The sequence below is a fragment of the Nocardia cyriacigeorgica genome (genome assembly GCF_010868145.1).
Classification (GTDB): domain Bacteria; phylum Actinomycetota; class Actinomycetes; order Mycobacteriales; family Mycobacteriaceae; genus Nocardia; species Nocardia cyriacigeorgica_D.
Window position 1 is genome coordinate 38,901 of record NZ_JAAGUY010000016.1, and the last position, 20,102, is coordinate 59,002.

8 protein-coding genes are annotated in these 20,102 nt (G+C 67.8%); 1 reads left to right on the plus strand and 7 read right to left on the minus strand.

Annotation, left to right across the window (positions count from 1 at the left end; genetic code table 11):
* Positions 1-171: 171 nt before the first annotated feature.
* Positions 172-1,536 carry a magnesium transporter gene (mgtE, locus tag GV792_RS18895; RefSeq protein WP_163825476.1) on the plus strand — a complete coding sequence of 455 codons (1,365 nt, stop codon included), beginning with the start codon at positions 172-174 and terminating at the stop codon, positions 1,534-1,536.
* 14 nt (positions 1,537-1,550) lie between these two features.
* On the opposite strand, the gene GV792_RS18900 is transcribed toward mgtE, so the two are convergent.
* The 7 genes from GV792_RS18900 to GV792_RS18930 form a co-directional block, all read right to left on the minus strand.
* The gene (locus GV792_RS18900) at positions 1,551-2,471 is read right to left on the minus strand and encodes a hypothetical protein (protein WP_163825477.1); all 921 of its coding nucleotides are present in this window, start codon (positions 2,469-2,471) and stop codon (positions 1,551-1,553) included.
* A gap of 119 nt (positions 2,472-2,590) precedes the next feature.
* Positions 2,591-3,553, minus strand: coding sequence for a class 1b ribonucleoside-diphosphate reductase subunit beta (nrdF, locus tag GV792_RS18905; RefSeq protein ID WP_163825478.1), 963 nt, complete (start codon positions 3,551-3,553; stop codon positions 2,591-2,593).
* Positions 3,554-3,946: 393 nt separating this feature from the next.
* Entirely contained in the window at positions 3,947-4,171 is a 225-nt protein-coding gene (locus GV792_RS18910; protein WP_163825447.1) for a hypothetical protein, read from the minus strand.
* Between the two features lie 13 nt (positions 4,172-4,184).
* Complete coding sequence (locus GV792_RS18915; RefSeq protein ID WP_163825479.1) at positions 4,185-5,006, minus strand: ABC transporter permease; 822 nt, start codon at positions 5,004-5,006, stop codon at positions 4,185-4,187.
* A complete protein-coding gene (locus tag GV792_RS18920; protein WP_163825480.1) occupies positions 5,006-5,824 on the minus strand; it encodes an ABC transporter permease in 819 nt (272 codons plus the stop codon). The genes GV792_RS18915 and GV792_RS18920 overlap by 1 nt, the downstream gene beginning before the upstream one ends.
* Positions 5,821-6,822 carry an ATP-binding cassette domain-containing protein gene (locus tag GV792_RS18925; RefSeq protein WP_163825481.1) on the minus strand — a complete coding sequence of 334 codons (1,002 nt, stop codon included), beginning with the start codon at positions 6,820-6,822 and terminating at the stop codon, positions 5,821-5,823. The genes GV792_RS18920 and GV792_RS18925 overlap by 4 nt, the downstream gene beginning before the upstream one ends.
* Positions 6,819-19,991 (minus strand): non-ribosomal peptide synthetase, encoded by a 13,173-nt coding sequence (locus tag GV792_RS18930; RefSeq protein ID WP_163825482.1) that lies wholly within the window; start codon positions 19,989-19,991, stop codon positions 6,819-6,821. Before GV792_RS18930 ends, GV792_RS18925 begins: the two co-directional genes overlap by 4 nt.
* Positions 19,992-20,102: the final 111 nt, after the last annotated feature.

The following is a 20,102-nucleotide window of genomic DNA, read 5'->3' on the forward strand; positions in this document are numbered from 1 at the left end:
GGAGGTGGTGTTGCGATGCGCAGCGAACCTCCCAGTCGAAGGCCGCGCGGCGCCGCGCCTTCGCATACCCGGTAGCAGGTTCTTCCGGCGGTAGCGACTGGCGTGAGCGCCCGCGGTGTGACGTCGTTTTCCCGATTCACTCGCAACTCACTGCTGTGCCGAGGACGTGCCATGTCGCAGACCGAACTGATCCACGAGCGCCCCACGCTGTCGGAATCCTTGCAGGATGTCGTCGAACGCCATCGCGTCGACGCCACCCTGCACTGGCTCGACACCCATCCGCCGCATGTCATCGCCGATGAGATCGCCCGCATGGACGCCGTCGGTGCCGGTGTCGCGTTCCGGCTGCTGGACAAAGACCTCGCATTGGCGGTGTTCGAGGAACTCGAACCGGTCGATCAGCAGCAGATCCTGCAGGGCATGCGCGACCAGAGTTTCCGCGAGCTGGTCGAGGCGATGGCACCCGACGACCGTGCCCGCATGCTGCGCGAGGCGCCGGCGAAGGTCGCCAAGAAAGCCCTTGCCGGGCTGAGCCCGCGCGAACGGCGCATGACCGCCGCCCTGCTCGGCTATCCGGAGGGCTCGGTCGGGCGGTACATGACGCCGGAAGTCGTTGCGCTGCCGGGGAATCTGACCGTTGCCGAAGCGCTGCGCACCGTGCAGCTCAAGGGCACCGGCGCCGAAACCGTGTACACCCTGCCGGTGGTCGACGCCGGGCGCCGACTGCGCGGCATCGTGGAACTGCGTGAGCTGGTGCTCAGTAGTCCCGAAACAATGGTCGCCGACCTGGTCGTCACCGAGCCGGCGTTCGTGCGTGCCACCGATTCCGCGGAGAAGGCGGCGCGGTTGATGCGCGAGACCAACGACCTCAACCTGCCCGTCGTCGACAGCGAGGACCGCCTGGTAGGGCTGCTGACCTTCGACGACGCGGTGGAGGTCATCGAGGCCGCCGACAGCGAGGACGTCGCCAAGCAGTCCGGTTCGGCACCGTGGGAAGGCCACTACATGGCCGCCGGGGTGTTCCAGCTCGCGCGCTACCGCGCGCTGTGGCTGCTGCTGTTACTGCTCGCGGCGACCTTGACGGTCAGCGTCACCGACTTCTTCGAAGGCACGCTCGCACAGGCTGCGCAGCTGGCGCTGTTCATCCCGCTGCTCATCGGCGCGGGCGGCAATGCGGGTGCGCAGGCCGCCACCGCCTGCGTGCGCGCGCTCGCGGTGGGTGAAGTGCGTGGCGGCGATCTGTTGAAGGTGATCTGGCGCGAATGCCGGGTGGGGCTGGTCCTCGGGTCCATGCTGGCCGGCGCAGGCGTGGTCATCGGGGCGTTCTTCGTCGGGCCACGGATCGCCGTGGTCGTCGGCGTCACGCTGATCATCATCTGTGCCTGGGCCGCCACCATCGGCGGCACGATGCCGCTGCTGGCCAAGCGGTTGCGTATCGACCCGGCGGTCGTGTCGGCGCCGATGGTGACCACTCTGGTCGATGCCACGGGGCTGATCATCTACTTCACGACCGCAAAACTGGTACTCGGGATCTGAGCTCCGGGCCGCGATCAGGGGATCGGGAACATCGTCATCAGCTGATCGCGGGTCCGCTCGACTTCCTGCTGGTTCTTGCCCAACACGGTGATGACGGGTAGCGCACCGCCCGGAAGTTCCGGGCCCACCGCGAAGGTGTAGCCGATGAACTGTCCACCCCCGATCCGGCCGACATAGACCGGGCGGTCGTCGACGGTGATGGTGTCGTCGCGGCGGATCTGGTCCTCGGTCTGATACCCGTACTCGATGGCCGTCGGTGCATCGGCACTACCGAACCGGCAGATCTGTGCGACTTGATAGTCATGCACCGGTAGCGGCGTGGCGCCGAGTTTGGGCAGCGCTTCGCACGGATCGGCACCGGTGAGCACTGTGCGCACCGCATCCGGTGACGTGCCGAAGGCCGGGCTGGTCGGCAGTTGCTCGATCGCGGTATCGATCAATGCGTTTCCGATCGCGCAGGTGTCGACCGGCGACGTCGCCTCGACATCGAGGAAGACCTGTGCCATGGACGGGAATTCCGCGGTCACCCAGCAGTTCTTCGGTTCCGCGGTCGACCCGAGATCCTCCGGGGAGAGCACCTCGACCTTGACCTCGCCGACCCTGCGGGTCTCGTCGACCGCACTGGCCTGCGGTGCCCACACCAGCGACCACGTCACGTCGACCGGCGACCCACCGGCATCGAGGCCGGCCCGGCAACCATTGATCGTCTGTCCCCCGACCCGCACCTCACCGATCTTTCCCTGCTCCTCCAGCACCGACCGCGGCACCAGTGCGCACGCGTCGACATTCCGAATGCGCTGGAAAACGTCGGAGATCTGTGCTTCCGATGTCGCAGGCTTGGACCAGATCTCATCGACAGACGTGGAAGGGCTCTGCTGCTGACAGCCGACGCCGCCCACCAACACTGCGGCAATGATCGTCAGGCGACGCAACAACGAAACTCCCTCGGGTGGATGCCGACCCACCGATGGGGGACCGGTCTCCCGACAAAATATCTCGAGCCCGATGCCACGATCGAATCGTGGGCACCGGGCTCGAGACGCTCGGAAGCGGGCTAGAACTCCCAGTCCTCGTCTTCGGTGTTGACGGCCTTGCCGATGACGTAGCTCGAGCCGGAACCGGAGAAGAAGTCGTGGTTCTCGTCGGCGTTGGGGGACAGCGCCGACAGGATGGCCGGGTTGACCTCGGTCTCGTCCTTCGGGAACAGGCCTTCGTAGCCGAGGTTCATCAGGGCCTTGTTGGCGTTGTAGCGCAAGAACTTCTTGACGTCCTCGGTGAGGCCGACCTCGTCGTAGAGGTCCTGGGTGTATTCGACCTCGTTGTCGTAGAGCTCGAACAACAGCTCGAAGGTGTAGTTCTTCAGCTCGTCGCGTTCGGGCTGGCTGAGCTGCTCGAGGCCCTTCTGATACTTGTACCCGATGTAGTACCCGTGCACCGCCTCGTCGCGGATGATCAACCGGATCATGTCCGCGGTGTTGGTGAGCTTGGCACGCGAGGACCAGTGCATCGGCAGGTAGAAGCCGGAGTAGAACAGGAAGCTCTCCAGCAGGGTGGAGGCGACCTTGCGCTTGAGCGGATCATCGCCTCGGTAGTAGTCCAGCACGATCTCGGCCTTGCGCTGGAGGTTGCGGTTCTCCTCCGACCAGCGGAAGGCGTCGTCGATCTCGCGGGTCGAGCACAGCGTCGAGAAGATCGAGCTGTAGCTCTTGGCGTGCACCGACTCCATGAACGCGATGTTGGTGAGCACCGCTTCCTCGTGCGGCGTGACAGCGTCCGGGATCAGGCTCACCGCGCCGACGGTGCCCTGGATGGTGTCGAGCAGGGTCAGGCCGGTGAAGACCCGCATGGTCAATTGCTTCTCGTCGGCAGTGAGGGTGTTCCACGACGGGATGTCGTTGGACACCGGCACCTTCTCCGGCAGCCAGAAGTTGCCGGTCAGCCGGTCCCAGACCTCGGCATCCTTCTCGTCGGGCACCCGATTCCAGTTGATGGCCGACACCCGATCGATCAGTTTCATCCTGCCTCCACGCCTTTCCCGCGCACATCCGAGCACGCTGCTGTCACGGAATTCTCTACACCCAGAACACTACTCCTAGTGGGTGACAACTCCGAGCAGCACAACACCTTGTGTTGTAGCGACTATTCTCACCATCCGCTGGTGTGCGGACGGCGGTCGCCCGCGTGCGCCCCATTGTCCGCCATGGTCGGCGTGGGCGGTGCAGCGGCACGGCCCTCTCGTCGATGTTCGCGGGTGATTTGCCGGAAAGCCGAGGTGGGGCTACGCGCGAGACCGAGCGCCGGCCGGGTGTTGTCAGGATCCGGTCGTACCGGGCCTGGACAGGCAGACCCGGATGGCGGCTCCGCAGCGTGCGGCGTTGCGCACCATGGTGGCGAGTTCGGATGTACGAACTCAGTCTCCGGGCCGATCGGTGTCCTCGCTCGTGGAATCACCGGAGTCGGACTTCGATGTCGATGAGAACGCGACCCCGAGGGCGAGACCGATAGCCATGCCGAAACCGATACCGAGGGCGAGATTGTCGAAAACGGTGAGGCCGAACACGGTGCCGATCGACAGGCCGAGGCTGAGACCAATAGCGATGCCATTGCTCAGGGAGCGGTCGGGTGTGGAAGCCATGATTCGATGCTAACTACCGCCTGCTGGCGCGGCGGTACCCAATGGTGGCCGGTACCGCGAAGAGCACGATCGCCGCGGCCGACCAGGCCAGGGTGAGGGTGAGCGGCCGGGCCAGCGGGCCGCCGTGGGCGAGGGCGCGCATGGTGTCGACGGCGGTCGACATGGGCTGGTTGTGCACGATCGGTTGCAGCCATTGCGGAAATGCGGCCAGCGGCACGAAACCGGTGCTGAAGAACATCATCAGCGAGGTGAGGATCGCAATGCCTTCCACCAGGGTCGCTTTGGCCGTGTAGACGGCGACAGCGGTGACGACGGTCGCGAAGGCCAGGCCGAACAGCGTTGGAACGAGCAGGAACCCGACGGTCGCGACCACCCCCTCATGGAAACGGAACCCGAGCAGGTATCCGACGATGACCACGGTGATCGTCCCGGCGAAGATCCGGCAGCCCTCCGCCACGATTCGGGATGCCAGGCCCGACGCGCGATGCACCGGCAGGACCCAGAACCGTGCGAGCAGACCGGCGTCGCGTTCGCGTCCGAGCAGCACACCGCCTGCGACCGCGCCGGACAGCGCGCCGACGAGCGCGACCATCGGCACCGAACCGTAGAGCGCGTCCTCGCCGGTGAATTTCTGGATCTGGCCGCCGACCACGATGTCGAGCATGAGCAGCAGCAGACAGGGGATGAGCAGTGTCTCGAGCAGGGTGACCGGGTTGCGGACCCAGCGCAGTAGCAGGCGCTGAGTCTGGATGACGGTGTGGCGGACCAGCGCGGACGGCGAGGTTTCGGGGCCGGTGCGCAGATCGGCGGGGCGGCCGGCGGGCAATGTCGTCATCATCGGCTCCGTGCACTCAGTCGCACGGCCACCGGCACGCACACCGCGAGGATGCCGAATGCCCATGCCAGCGGCGGACCCATCAGCGACCAGGACACCTCGCCCGCATTGCCAAGGGTGTCGCCGGCCAGCGCGCGCAACGCGATGACGAACTGGGAGATCGGCTGGTTGCGGACGAACGGCTGCACCCATTCGGGGAACTGCTCGGCGGGCGCGAGCCCGGTCGAGAGCATGCCGAGGATCAATGGCGGTAGCACCAGCACCTGGGTGGTGGCTTCCGGGCTCTTCGACAGGGTGCCGATCACGTCGGCGGCGAGCGTCAATGTGATGCCGATGAGCAGTGCGAACAACAGGAATCCGAGCGTGTGCCAGCCGTCCAGACAAAACCGGAACCCGATGACGTGTCCGCAGGCCAGTGCTGTCGTCAGGGCGATGGCCAGCCGGAAGACATTGCCCGACATACGCGCCGCGACCGGAACGAACGGGTTGATCGGCATGGCACCGAAACGCCGGTTGAGCCCGGCGACGGCATCGGTGGCCGAACGGAATGCGGCCGATATGGCCGTGAACGCCGCCGCCTGCAGGATCACGATCGGCATCATGAACTGGGCGTAGCTGCTGAATCCGGTGCCCGCGAACATCATCACCGTCTTCAGCGGCAGGTAGAAGCTCGCGGTGAAGGCGATCGGCGCGAGGACCGAGGCCAGTACCTCGCCCGATTTCACCGACGGCACGATGAACCTCGTGGTGAGCACCCACCATTGGGCGGTGGTGACGGGGGCAGCCCGTGCGCTGGTCATCCAGATGCCTGCGGTCATGACAGTGCCTGTGCGGCGGCCGGTTCCGGCTCCGCCTCGGGTTCGTCGGAGGCCAGATGCCCGGTGAGCTGGAGGAACACATCGTCGAGAGAGGGACGGCGCAGGGCGATGTCGACCAATTCGATCTCGGCGGCGTCCAACCGCCGCAACGCCTCCGCGAGGGTTTTCGCACCTTCCGGTGCGGGTATCGCGATGCGGTCGGATTCGGTGGTGAACATCGCCCGATTGCCTTCCGGCAGTAGCGCACCGAGCGCGGCCGCGATGGCAGGGAGATCGCCGAGGTCGAGTGGGACGACCTCGCAGTAGCTGCCGCCGGTGCGGGCCTTGAGCTCGTCGGCGGTGCCCGATGCGATCACCACACCGTGATCGATCACGATGATCCGGTCGCTGAGCGCATCGGCCTCTTCCAGATATTGGGTGGTGAGCAGGGTGGTGATGCCCGCGCGCTGGAACCCGCCGACCAGATCCCATACGCCTTGGCGGCTCCGTGGATCGAGCCCGGTGGTCGGTTCATCGAGGAACACCACGTCCGGGCGCACGACCAGCCCGCACGCGATATCGATACGGCGCCGCATACCGCCGGAATAGGTCCCGACCCGACGGCCCGCCGCCGCGACCAGATCGAATCCGGTTATCAGTTCATCGGCGCGGGCGCGGGCGGCGCGTTTGCGCAGACCCATCAGCCTGCCGAACATGACGAGGTTCTCGTAGCCGCTGAGCATATCGTCGAGCGCGGCGTACTGCCCGGTCAACATGATGGATCGGCGGACCGCGGCCGGATCGGTGACCACATCGTGCCCGGCGACCAGTGCACGGCCGCGGTCCGGCGTGATCAGGGTGGACAGGACGTTCACCATCGTGGTCTTGCCTGCCCCGTTCGGGCCGAGGATGCCGAGCACCTCACCGGGTGCGGCGCTGAAATCCACACCGCGCAGGGCGTGTACCGCACCGAACGATTTCTCGATGCCTTCGACGACGACGCCGTGTTCGGGATTCATTGTGGGCCTCCCAATTGGGTATCGAGCACCTGCGCGATGATCGAGAGCGCATACGGTGTGGTCATTTCGTCGTGGGTGATCTCGACGTCGTGGTTGGCGATCGTCCCGGTCACATAAGGTCGCCAGCCGTCCGGGCCGAAGATGTCGGAGCTGTCGACGGTGGCGCTGAAGTAGAGGATGTCGCCGTCGTAGCGCGGACGGCGATAGCCGGTGCGGGTGCGGGCGGAGGCGTTGTAGGACCCGGCCATGCGTTCGATGGTGTCGGCGTCGATGATCGAAATGCCGCCGAACCGTTCCCGGATCAGCTCGGCCGCTTCCCGAGCGGTGGCGTCGGCGGGCACGTTGTCGATTCCGAATACGCTGCCGAAGCTGTTGACGAACCCGCCGGGGGTGAGTCGCTCGATCGAATCACCGTCGATATCGGCGGTGTCGGCGTCGAGCAGTGCGACCACGCCGACGGTCTGGCCCGCGGTGCGCAGTTTCGCTGCCATCGCGTGCGCGATCAGTCCGCCGAAGGACCAGCCCAACAGGTGGTAGGGCCCGTCCGGCTGGACGGCGCGGATCTCGCGGATGTAGCGGTCGGCGAATTCGTCGATGGAGCGCGCCGAGGGTTCTCGGCCCGACAGGTCGGGTGCCTGAAGTCCGTAGATGGGTCTGCCGGGGCGCAGGCGTTCGGCCAGACCGAGGTAGCTCCACGCCATCCCGGAGGAGGGGTGCACGCAGAAGAGTGCGGGTTCGGTGCCGTCGGGACGGATCGGCAAGAGCACGTCGAGGCCGAGTCCCGAGGTGGGTGCGGCCGCACTCGGTGCCGCTTCGGTGAGCTGCGCTTCGGGCGACTGCGCATAGGCGGCGGCGGCGCCCAGCGCATCGACCCACAGCGCGGCCAGTTCCTCGACCTCGGCCCGGTCCAGCAGGGCGCCGGGGTAGCCGAATACGGCATGTAGCCGGTCACCGATGACGACGGCGTCGACCGCGAGCGTCGACATCAGCGGAACATCGGGGTGCTCGGCAGCGGGCAGCTCGCCGAGATCGTCGGTGGGCAGCCAGCCCAATCCCTCCAACCCCGCCGGAATGTCGGCGGTCGAATAGCGGCCGAGGTAGTTGAAGGCGATCTGGCCGGGCAGTGTCTGCGGCAGTTGTGCTGCCGTGGTGGAATTCAGGTAACGCAGCAGCCCGAACCCGATGCCTTTATCGGGGACCGCGTGGAGTGTGCGGTCGACCGCGCGCAGGGCGGCACCCATGGCGGGTCCACCCGCGAACGCGTCGTCGACATCGATACCGGTGAGCGTGACGCGGACGGGGTAGAGGCTGGTGAACCAGCCGACCGTCCGGGAAAGGTCGGCGCCGGGAACGACTTCCTCTTGCCGCCCATGGCCTTCGAGCCGGATCAGCGCGGTGTCCTCGATGGTCCCGCGCCGGGCGCGCCGGCGCACCAGCGCCAGTGCGAGAGCGGCGAGCAGGGCGTCGTTGACACCACCGCCCGACAACCGCGGCAGCGTGCTGAGCAAACCGCCCGTGACCTCGGCGGACACCTCGACCTCGACAGTGCGCAACGTGTCGGTCCGGTCGATCTCCGGATCCAGCTCGCGCGGCCCGATCAACGGATCGGGGGCGGCGAGAACCCCACGCCAGTAATCGAGTTCGGCAACCCGCCGCTCGGCATGCGCCTCCTCGGTCATCGCATGCGACCAGCGCCGCATGGAGGTGCCGGTATCGGCGAGCACCGGCGCGGTACCCGCCCGGACCTGCGCCCAGGCCGCGATCAGGTCCGGCACCAGGATGCGCCAGGACACCGCATCGATCGCGAGATGGTGCAGGACGACGATCAGGCGGCCGGGCGCGGTGCGGGCCCCGGCGTCACCGACCGGATCGAGCCAGAGGAACTGCGCTACGACACCGGCCGCAGGATCGAGTCGGTGCAGTGCGGAATCCAGTTCGGTGACGGCGAATTCGTGCACATCGACGGCATCGGTGACGGCGTTGTGCTCGATCCGGTGCACCAGCGCCCCGACATCGATCGTCCCGGCGTCGGCGACGCTCAACTGCCAGTCCTCGCCGTGCCTGCGCAGCCGGCACCGCAGCATGTCGTGCCGATCGATGACGGCGGTGAGGGTCGCGACGAGCTGATCGCGATCGATTCCTTCCGGAAGTTCTAGCACCGCGGTCTGGGCGAACCGGTCGAAATCGCCTCCGCGCTCGATCATGTACCGCACGATCGGGGTGAGCGCCAGCTCGCCGACACCACCGCCGGGCAGCTCTTCCAGCGCCACCGCGGGACCGGTGGCGTCGGCGGCCGCAGCCAATGCGGCGACGGTGCGGTGCTCGAACACCTGCAAGGGTGTGCAGGCGATTCCGTGCAGTTTCGCGCGTGAGACGAGCTGGATGGCGAGAATGCTGTCTCCGCCGAGTGCGAAGAACGAATCGTCGGCACCGACCCGCTCGCGGCCGAGCAGTTCGGCGAAGACGTCGGCCAAGGCCTGCTCGGTCGGTGTGCTCGGCGGCCGGTACGCGGTGTCGTCTACGGCGAATACCGGGGCGGGCAGCGCATCGCGGTCCAATTTGCCCACTGCGGTGCGCGGGATCTCATCCAGGATGACGAACGCGGCGGGCACCATGTACGAGGGCAGGATGTCGGCGGCGAAGGCCCGGACCTGTGCGATATCGATCTCGGTGCCCGGCGCGCGCACGAGGTAGGCGGCGAGCGCTGTCGATCCCGTCGGGCCCGCGACACCGAGTGTGACCGCGACATCGACACCGTCGGCGCGGGTGAGCACGGCATCGATCTCGCCCAACTCCACCCGCTGACCACGCACTTTGATCTGGAAATCGGTGCGGCCCACATACTCCAGCTCGAGCGTCCCCGCCGTGTCCCGCACCCAGCGCGCGAGGTCGCCGGTGCGGTACAGCCGTGACCCCGGCGCACCGAACGGATCGGCGACGAAACGTGCGGCCGTGAGATCGGGCCTGCGGTGGTAACCGCGAGCCAGGGCAGAACCACTCAGATACAGCTCGCCCGCGACCCCCGCCGGGACCGGACGCAGGCGATCATCGAGTACCAGCACGGCCGCGCCGCCGATCGGGCCACCGATGGTGACCGGCCGGTCCGGTCGCAGCGCTGCGGACGAGGTCGCCCAGATGGTGAACTCGGCGGGCCCGTACAGGTTCAGCATGCGACGGCCCGAGGTGGCGCACCATCGATCGACGAGTTCGGCGCCCACCGCCTCACCCGCGACCGCGAGCACCCGCACGCTCGATACCGCGGTCGCGTCGACGGTGGCCAGCGCCGATGGTGTGATCACCAGATGGGTGACCTGCTCGGCGTCGATCAACTCGGCCAGCGGGCTGCCGGCGTAGACGTCCGGTGGCGCGACCACGGCGGCCGCACCTGACCCGAATGCCATCAGTGCCTCGAAGATCGAGGCGTCGAAACTCGGTGACGCCACCTGGAGGACACGCGACTGTTCGTCCAGTGCCAGGATCTCGCGTTGGACTTCGACGAGGTCGGCGAGCCCATGGTGGGTGACGGTGACGCCCTTGGGCTTTCCGGTCGACCCGGAGGTGTAGATCACCCAGGCCGGGTGGTCGGGCCGGGGTTCGGCCGTGGTCGAGATCGCCCCCGGCGGTTCGTTCACCGGGAAGTCGTCCAGGACCAGCCACTCCGTGCTGTCGGGCAGCGATGGCCGGTGCGCGGCGACGGTGACGCCGAGGCATGCCCGGGAATCGGCGAGCATGTGCTCGATCCTGTCGACCGGATGTTTGGGATCGACCGGAAGGAACGCGGCGCCGGTCTTCGCGGTCGCCCAGATCGCGGTGAGAAGTGCCGACGACCTCGGCATGCCCAGGGCGACAATGGTTTCCGGTCCTGCGCCCGCGGCGGCGAGTAGTTGAGCCAACCGGTCGGAGTCGGCGTCGAGTTCCTGATACGTGCGGGTCTGTCCATCGGCCACCACCGCGGGTCGGTCCGGATACCGTCGCGCCGACTCGGTGAGGATCCTTGCGAGCGTAGTGGTGCCCGAGCTCGTGGGACCACGCATCGGCACCAGCGCGGTGCGTTCGGCATCGTCGAGGATGTCGATATCGGCCGGTGCGACAGCGGGATCGGCGACGATGGCCGCGAGCAGGCGCAGCCACCGACGGGCCAGCGTGGCCGCGGTCTCGGCGTCGAACAGGTCGGTCGCATACGTCAGCAGACCGTGCACACCGTCCTGTCCGCCCTCGCCGAGGCGTTCGCGCAGGTCCAGCATGAGATCGAACTGGGCGGTGTCGCGCTGGAAATCCTGCACCTCGACCCGCAGCCCCGGCAGTTCGAGCACCGGTTCCACGAAATTCTGCAAGGACAGCGACACCTGGAAAACCGGATGATGTGCGGTCGACCGTGCGGGGTCGAGGATCTGCACCAGCCGCTCGAACGGCACATCGGCGGCAGCGAACGCATCCAGATCCGTTGCCCGCACCGAGGCGAGGACCTCACCGAACCCAGCGCTCAGGTCAACCGGTGTGCGCAGCGCGAGGGTATTGACGAACATGCCGACGAGCCGGTCCAAGGCCTGTTCACCGCGACCGGCGACGGGGGTACCGATCACCACGTCCTCGTTACCGCCGAGCCGGGCGAGCAATGCCGCGAGCGCCGCATGCAACACCATGAACAAGCTCGACTCGTGGCTCGCCGCCAGGTGGGTGAGCCCGCGGTGCAGCGCGGCGTCGATGCGCACCTCGACATCCGCGCTGTGCATCGACTGCACCGCAGGCCGCGGCCGGTCGGCAGGGAGATCGAGTACATCGGGGGCGCCGGCGAGCGCGTCGGTCCAGTACCGGATCTGTTGTGCCGCCAACGACTCCGGATCGGATTCCGCTCCGAGCAGTTCCCGATGCCAGAGTGCGAAATCGGCGTATTGCACATCGAGCGGGGCCTGCCCGGTATCCGGTGTGCTCATGGCCGGTCCGCCCACCGGGACCGATCGATGCCGGGAGTAGGCGGCGACCAGGTCGGTCGCCAGCGGAGCCATCGAAAAACCGTCGGCGCTGATGTGATGCACCACCAGAACCAGCACATGCACCGGCTCGGCCGTGCCGGTGAGCCGGAACAGGCCAAGCCGCAGCGGCGGTTGCTCGGTGATGTCGAATCCGACTCCGGTGAGTTCGCCGATCCGGATACGCAGGGCCGCGCCGTCATCGGTATCGGTGACCGCGAGCGCCGGTGTGGCGGCCTCGGCGCTGATGATCACCTGACGCGGTCCCTCGGCGTCCGCGGGATAGAGCGTACGCAGGCTTTCGTGTCGTTCCACCACATCGGCGAGCGCCTTCCGCATGGCCGTCAGGTCGAGTTCGCCGGTGAGGCGCAACGCGACGGCGATGTTGTAGGCCGATGAGGAGGGGTCCATCCGGTTGAGCACCCACATGCGCTGCTGGGCGGGGGAGAGCGGCACCCGGTCCGGGCGGATCCGTGGTGCGAGCACGAATCGCCCGCCCGCACCGTCGGTGGCGGGCACCACACGCGCCGACAGCTGGGCGACGGTCGGCGCGTCGAACAGGTCACGCAGAGCGATCGTCGAGCCGAGCGACGAATTGACCCGCGCCACCACCCGCGTCGCGCTGAGCGAATTGCCGCCGAGTTCGAAGAAGGATTCGTCGGCGCCGATACGGTCGTTGCCGAGCACCTCGGCGAATACCTCGGCGACAGCCTGCTCCACCGGTCCACGTGGGGCGAGATAGGGGCGCCGGCCCGCGGCGAAGTCCGGTACCGGCAGCGCCGCCCGGTCCAGCTTGCCGACCGGGGTCAACGGAACCTCGTCCAACACGACGATGTAGCCGGGCACCATATAGCCGGGTAGCTCCGCCGCGACCCCCGCCCGCAACTGTTCGACGTCGAGGGTGGACCCCGCGACGGGCAGCACATACGACACCAGCACGGTGGTACCGGCGGGCCCGGTGCGGCCGATCGTGACCGCGTACTCGACATCATCGATGGCCGACAGCACCGCATCGATCTCACCGAGTTCGATGCGCAAACCGCGGATCTTCACCTGGAAATCGCTGCGGCCCAGGTATTCCAGTACCAAGGTCGAGTCCACACCGCGCACCCAGCGCACCATGTCCCCGGTCCGGTACATCCGTTCACCCGGCCCACCGGACGGGTCCGCGACGAAACGCGCGGCGGTCAAGGCGAACCGGTTGAAGTAGCCACGAGCCAGTGCGGGTCCGGCCAGATACAGCTCACCTGCCACACCCACCGGGACCGGCCGTAACCAGGTATCCAGCACCAGCGCCGACGCTCCACGGATCGGCCCGCCGATGGTGATCGGTTCACCCATGACGAGTTCGGCGGGCCCGGTGGCCCACACACTGAACTCGGTCGGCCCGTACACGTTCACCATCCGCCGACCCGGCGACCATCGCTGCACCAGCTCCGGAGTCGCCGCCTCACCGGCCACGGCCAACAGCCGCAGCTCGGGCAGGCCGGTGGGTTCCATGGTCGCAAGGGCGGAGGGTGTGATCACCGCATGGGTCACCGCCTGCGTGCGCAGCAGACGCTGGAGTTCGCTGCCGCCGTACACATCCGGCGGCGAGACGACCAGCCTGGCACCGGCACTGTGTGCCATCACCAGTTCCGATACCGACGCGTCGAAGCTCGGCGACGCGACCTGCAACACCGAGGCGGACGGGTCGATGCCGAGCGATTCCCGTTTGCCCGCCGCGAGATTCGCGATGCCGCGATGGCTGACGAGGACCGCCTTTGGCTTGCCGGTCGAGCCGGAGGTATAGATCAGATACGCGGTCTGGTCCAGGTCGATCGGGCCGCCGCGCTCCGCATCGGTGATGGGTGCGGCGGAGACGGTCATGGCGCGCCGCATGGTGTTGAGATCGTCGAGCAGCAGCCAGTCGATGCTGGCGGGCAATGTCGCACCGATCTCGGTCACGGTCACGCCGATCGGCGCTTTCGAATCGGTGAGCATGTGCTCGATCCGTTCCACCGGATGGCTCGGATCCAACGGCACGAACGCCGCACCGGTTTTCGCCAGCGCCCACACCGCGACCACCGATTCCAGGGACCGTGTGAGGGCGAGGACCACGAACACCTCGCGGCCGATCCCGCGCCGCAGCAGTACCCGTGCGAACCGATTCGACCAGGCATCCAGATCGCCGTAGGTCATGGTGAGCTCACCGGCATCGACCGCGACGGCGGCACTGTCGAGGCGGGCGCCGTCGGCGAGGATCGCCGGCAGTGGCCGCTGCGGCGCCGACGGCGGGCCCGATACCGGTGCGAGTTCGGCCAGTTCGGCGTCATCGCAGTAGCCCAGCCGTGCCACCGGCATCTGCGGATCGTCGGCGAGCTGGGTGAGCAGCCGCACGAAACGACCCAGCAGCGGACGGGCGGCGCTCGCATCGAGTTGATCGGCGAGGTACTTCAGGGTGATGCGCAGCGAATCGCGTCCGTCGATCCCACGCAACGGGATCACCATCAGATTCAGCGGATAGGGCGTGGCATCGGTCCCCGCCACATCGAGCACCCGCATCCCGGCGATGTCGAGGGCCTGCGACAGCGCCTCCCGATCGATCGGATAGGACTCGAAGACCGCGAGCGTGTCGAACAGTTCCGGCAGGCCGACGGCCTGGTGGATCGCGGCGAGCCCGACGTGCTGATGGTCGAGCAGACGCGCCTGATCGGATTGCACGCGGGCGAGCAACCCGGCCACGGACTCACCGGGCTCGAACCGGACCCGGACGGGCAGGGTGTTGATGAACAACCCCACCATGTCCTCGACCCCCGCGAGTTCGGGCGGCCTGCCCGACACCGTCCCGCCGAACACCACATCCGTGCGCCCGGTGAGCATGGCGAGCAGCATCGCCCACGCCGCCTGCACCATGGTGTTCACCGTCGCTCCGCAGGCACGGGCCGACGACTCCAGGTGCGCGAGGGTCCGCGCGGTGAGTTCGATGGAGATCTCGGCGGTGTCGGTGGATTCGATATCGGCCAGCGACGCGACAGCGCGAGTCGGCGTATCGACGCCTGCGAGATAGTCCGACCATGCGGCGACCGATGCGTCCTGGTCCTGATCGGCCAGCCAGGCCAGGAATTCGCGGTAGGAATGCGCGGGCGGCAACGCGGTGGTGTCGCCGGAGGTGACATAGAGCGTCAGCAGTTCGCGCACCAGCAGCGGGGTCGACCAGCCGTCCAGCACCAGGTGGTGATTGGTCATGATCAGGCGGTAGGCGTCGGGTGCGGTATGGATCAGAGTGAAACGCAGCAGCGGTGGGCTGGTGAGGTCGAAGCGGGTGTTCGCGTCGAGGGCGATGAGCCGATGCAATTCCCGGTGCAGTTCGGTGTCCTCGGTGGTTCCGGTGAGATCGACCTCCTGCCAACCGATCTCGGCGGCGCCGAGCACGAGCTGACGCGGGCCGTCGTCGGTTTCGGTGAACGCCACCCGCAGGTTCTCGTGCCGATCGACCAGCGCTTGCGCCGCACTACGCAATCGGGCGGCGTCGACGGTGCCCGCGAGGGTGAGCAGCGACTGCACGGTGTAGCCGTCGGCGGTATCGGAGTCGTATCTGGCGTGGAAGAGCAGACCGTATTGCAGCGGCGACAACGGCCATACGTCGACCAGGTCGGGATAGCGCCGCTCCCATGTGTCGATCTGCGATTGCGTGACGACGGCGAGGTCGAAATCCGACGGCGAACGCCCACCGGAGCCCGCGGTCTCGGCGTGGGCGACCAGAGCCCGCAGCGCGGCGGTCCAGTGTTCGGCGAGCTCCCCAACGTCGTCCGCGTCCAGCAGGCGGGTGGCGTAATCCCAGGTCACCTCGAGTCCGCTGTCGGTCATGACGGCATTGATGTCGACCACGGCGGGCAGTGGTGCGCGGTCGTCCTGAGTTGCGGCGAATCGGCGCGGCAACCATGGGCCCGTGTCGCCGGAGGCGGCCCGGCCGAGGTAGTTGAAGCCGAACTGCGGTTGCGGCGCCGGCTCGAGCACTATCGCGGCCTCGGGATTCAGATGGCGCAGCATCCCGTAGCCGACACCCTTGTCCGGTATGGCTCGCAACTGTTCCTTGGTGGTCTTCACGGCCGCACCGGCCGCCGCACCACCGGCGAACGCGTCGTCGAGATCGATACCGGCCAACTCGATGGCGACCGGATAGATGGTGGTGAACCAACCGACCGTGCGCGCGACATCGGCGCCCGGCAGGACCTGCTCGACCCGGCCGTGCCCTTCCAGGGTGATCAGCGTGCCGGTCCTGGCCCGCCAGCGGCACACGGCCATCGTGAGCGCGGCGAGCAGTACATCGTCGGCGCCGCAATGGAAACGGTCGGGCACGGTGGTCAGCGCCGGGTCGGCGATCTCGCTGGGGACGGTCGTCTGCCATCGGCCCTGTGATGCGACGACGTCGAGGACCGGGTCGAGTGCTCGACTGCCGATCACCGGGTCGGAAGTCGACAGAATGCGTTGCCATACGGGCAATTCGGCCGCCCGATGCACGGCCTGCTCGGTGTGCGCGTGGGCCCAGCGCCGGAACGAGGTCCCGACCGGTGCCAGCTCACCGCCCGCGGCGGCGATCGCCAGATCCGGCAGCAGGATCCGCCAGGAGATGCCGTCGGTGACGAGGTGGTGCAGCACCAGCCAGCACAACGGATCAGCATCCTCACCTTCGATGAGGACGAAACGCGCGACGACACCCGCTTCGGGATCGAGCTGATCGGCCGCATGCTGGAGTGATCCCTCGCAGGCGGCTTCCGGATTCGGCCCGGCATCGACGACCTCGATCAGCGCATCGACGTCGACCGAACCAGGCTCGGAGACAACCCATTCCCACGTCGCGCCATCGGAACGCAGCGACGACCGGAGCACATCGTGCCGATCGATGACGGCCCGCACGGCAGAACGCAGCTGTTCTCGCGCGAACCCGGCAGGTAGTCCGATGAGTACGGCCTGCGCGAAGCGGCCCCAGGTCGGTCCCTGGGCGAGCATCTCCCGCACGATCGGCGTGAGTTCCACCGCCCCGACCCCGCCACCGGGCAGCTCCTGCACCGCCTCCGCCCGCACATCCGTGGCCACGGCGGCCAACGCGGCCACCGTTTTTCGTTCGAACACATCGCGCGCGCTGAAACCAAGTCCCGCGGCCTTGGCCCGCGATACCAGCTGGATCGACACGATGCTGTCGCCACCGAGGGCGAAGAAACTGTCGTCGACCCCCACGGCGTCCAGCCCGAGCACCTCGGCGAACAATGCCGCGAGGGTGTACTCCGCCGGTGTGGACGGCTCCCTTCCTGCCGTCACCCCGGCACTGAAATCCGGTGCGGGCAGCGCCTTTCGATCAACCTTGCCCAACGGGGTGAGCGGAACACGGTCGAGAACCATGATTACCGCGGGCACCATATAGGCGGGAAGTGTCCGGCCAACGGCCGCACGTAGGGCCTCCGGATGGGTGTCGGCATTCGGCGCCATCACCACATACGCCACCAGTGCGGTAGCTCCGGAAGGGGTTTCGGAGCCGAGGGTCAGCGCGAACTCGACATCGGGTTGCCGTTGCAGCGCGTCGTCGATCTCACCGAGCTCGATCCGGAACCCGCGGATCTTGACCTGGAAATCGCTGCGGCCCTGATACTCCAGCGCATACCGCCCCGCCACCTCGATCCACCGCACCAGATCACCGGTGCGGTACATCCGCTCGCCGGAGGAATAGGGATCGGCGACGAACCGGCTCGCCGTCAGACCGGTACGACGGTGATAGCCCCGCGCCACACCCGGACCCGCGAGATACAACTCGCCGACCGCGCCCGGCGCGACCGGACGCAGCCAGGGATCGAGCACCACCGCGCGGACCGCGCGCGCCGGGGCGCCGATGGTGACCGGCGCGCCCGGTGTCATCGGTTCGGTGAGAGTCGCGGTGATAGTGGTTTCGGTCGGCCCGTAACCATTGATGAGGGCGCGGCCCGTCCAGGCCTGCGCCAGCTCCGGCGGGCAGGCGTCACCGCCGACAACGACGGTGCGCAGCTGGGGCAGGGTAGCCGGGTCCAGCGATCCGACCACCGTCGGTGTCACATTGAGATGGGTGACCCCGTGCGTACGCAACACCTCGGCCAGCTCCTCGCCGGCGAACGCCGAGGGTGGCACGACCACGAGCGTCGCACCCGCGGCGTAGGCGATGAGGATCTCCTCGACCGAAATATCGAAGCTCGGCGAGACAGCGTGCGCCACCACAGCATCCGGGCCGACGCTGAATCCCGCGCCGGACCCTGCGGCCAGGTCGGCGAGGCCGCGATGGGAGACCAGCACACCTTTGGGCAACCCGGTGGATCCCGAGGTGTAGATGACGTAGGCGATCTGATCCGGGTGGATGGATGCATGGCGTTCGGCATCGTCGACCGGCGCGGGGGCCTGCCCGGCCACCGATTCGGCCGTGGCCGCATCATCGAGCACAAGCCAGTCCACCTGATCGGGCAACCCATCCCGTGCTGCCGCCATCGTGACCCCCGCGACCACGCCGCTGTCGTCGAGCATGTGCTCGATGCGGTCGACCGGATAGGTCGGGTCGACCGGCACGAACGGTGCGCCGGTTTTCGCGATGGCGAACGTCGCGAGCACCGATTCGACCGAACGCGCGATAGCCGTCGCGACACCATGTTCCGGGCCCGCACCCGCCGCGATCAGTACCCGCGCCAGCCGGTTGGTGTACTCGTCGACCTCGCGGTAGGTCATGCGCGTCGCGCCGCCGACGAGCGCCACGGCGTCCGGATCACGCATTACGGCGAGCAGCTCGGGGAGCGTGCGGGTCCGCCCACCCGCCGGGCCGCGCGCGGGCGCGAGCCTGCCGCGCTCGGAATGGGACAGCGCCTGGATCGAGGCCAACCTCGCCTCGGTTCCTGCCGCGAGGAACCGCTGCAGGAACAGCAGGAACCGTTCGTGCTGGTCCGCCAACTCGGAATCGCTGTACAGGTTCGCATTGGCCTGGAAATCGATGTGGGTGCTCTCCCCGCCGACACCTGGATACAGGTTGACGAACAGGTCGTCGATCAACCCCGAGGTGAGCACATGCAGCCTGCCGACGACGGCGCCGAGCGCGATCCTGGTGTCGGCCATCATCAGGTTCACCGTCGGCCCGAACGACACGGCCTCATCCATGGACCAGCCGAGATCGCGGATGATGTCCTCCTGCCGGTAGCGCTGCCGTCGCAGCGCACCGGTCAGCTCGCTCTGCGCGGCCAGGATCGCGGCGCCGACGGTCATCGTCGGCGGCAGGGTCAGGCGCAGCGGGACGACATTGGCGATCATGCCGCCCGACCGTCGCAGGGCGGCGGTGATGCGCGCGGAGACCGGCAAACTCAGCACCACCTCGGGCGCGCCGGTCATCGCCGCCAGGTAGGCGGCGAACGCGGCGACCACCGTCGGCGCCATCCCGGAGCCCGCCGCCTCGGCGACATCATCCAGCTGTGCGGACGTCTCGGCGGGCAGCGCGCCCGCGACCCGCGTCGGATGTGCGTCGACGTCGGCTGTCCGCCCGGCCAGATTCACCGGGTCTGCCATGCCTGCCAGGTGCTCGCACCAGTAGTCGCGGTCGGCGGTGAACCGATCCGAGCTGCGGTAGGCCAGATCGGCGTCGACAATCTTTCGGAGGTCCTGCGCCTTGGCCTGCGGCGGCTGTTTGTCCTCGATCGCCGCGTTGTAGAGCTCGGCGGTGCGTTGCACCATCGCCAGCGCACCCATGCCGTCGAGCACGATGTGGTGGATCCGCGAATACCAGAACCAACGATCGTCGCCCAACCGCAGCATCGCCATCCGCACGAGACGGTCGCGAGCCAGATTCAGCGGCGCGGAGTACTCGGCGACCATCCAGGCATGCGCCGCCGCCTCCGGGTCCGGTTCCCTCCGCAGATCGAGTTCGATGATGCTGTCGTCCAGCGTGGCGTCGACGACCTGGAACGGATGCCCGTCGACCTCGACCAGCCGCAGATACCCGGTACCGAACTCGCGCCCCGCCTGCCGGGCGGCGGCGGCCAGCGCAGTCGCGTCGACCTGCCCGGCCAGTTCGATGTACTGGGCGATGGAGATCGGTGTCTCGCCCGCGACATGCTGGGCGAACCAGATACCGCGCTGCGCGGCCGAGAGCGGGAACGCCTCGGCGGGCAGGCCGGTGTCGGTGTCGGTGTCGGTGGGTGACGGTGATGGCTGTGGCATGGAAGTCCTACGTTCCGACCGCGCTGTAGCCGACCGAGGCAGTCGCCCCCCGTAGCTACCGCGGTGGTGGTAGTACTCGCCGCGCAGCAACAACACGGCAAGTCCAGTGTG

Bases quoted from the DNA above. Each gene is read 5' to 3' on its own strand.
- mgtE (WP_163825476.1), top strand. From the start codon at position 172: ATGTCGCAGACCGAACTGATCCACGAGCGCCCCACGCTGTCGGAATCC.
- nrdF (WP_163825478.1), bottom strand. From the start codon at position 3,553: ATGAAACTGATCGATCGGGTGTCGGCCATCAACTGGAATCGGGTGCCC.
- GV792_RS18910 (WP_163825447.1), bottom strand. From the start codon at position 4,171: ATGGCTTCCACACCCGACCGCTCCCTGAGCAATGGCATCGCTATTGGT.
- GV792_RS18915 (WP_163825479.1), bottom strand. From the start codon at position 5,006: ATGACGACATTGCCCGCCGGCCGCCCCGCCGATCTGCGCACCGGCCCC.
- GV792_RS18920 (WP_163825480.1), bottom strand. From the start codon at position 5,824: ATGACCGCAGGCATCTGGATGACCAGCGCACGGGCTGCCCCCGTCACC.
- GV792_RS18925 (WP_163825481.1), bottom strand. From the start codon at position 6,822: ATGAATCCCGAACACGGCGTCGTCGTCGAAGGCATCGAGAAATCGTTC.
- GV792_RS18930 (WP_163825482.1), bottom strand. From the start codon at position 19,991: ATGCCACAGCCATCACCGTCACCCACCGACACCGACACCGACACCGGC.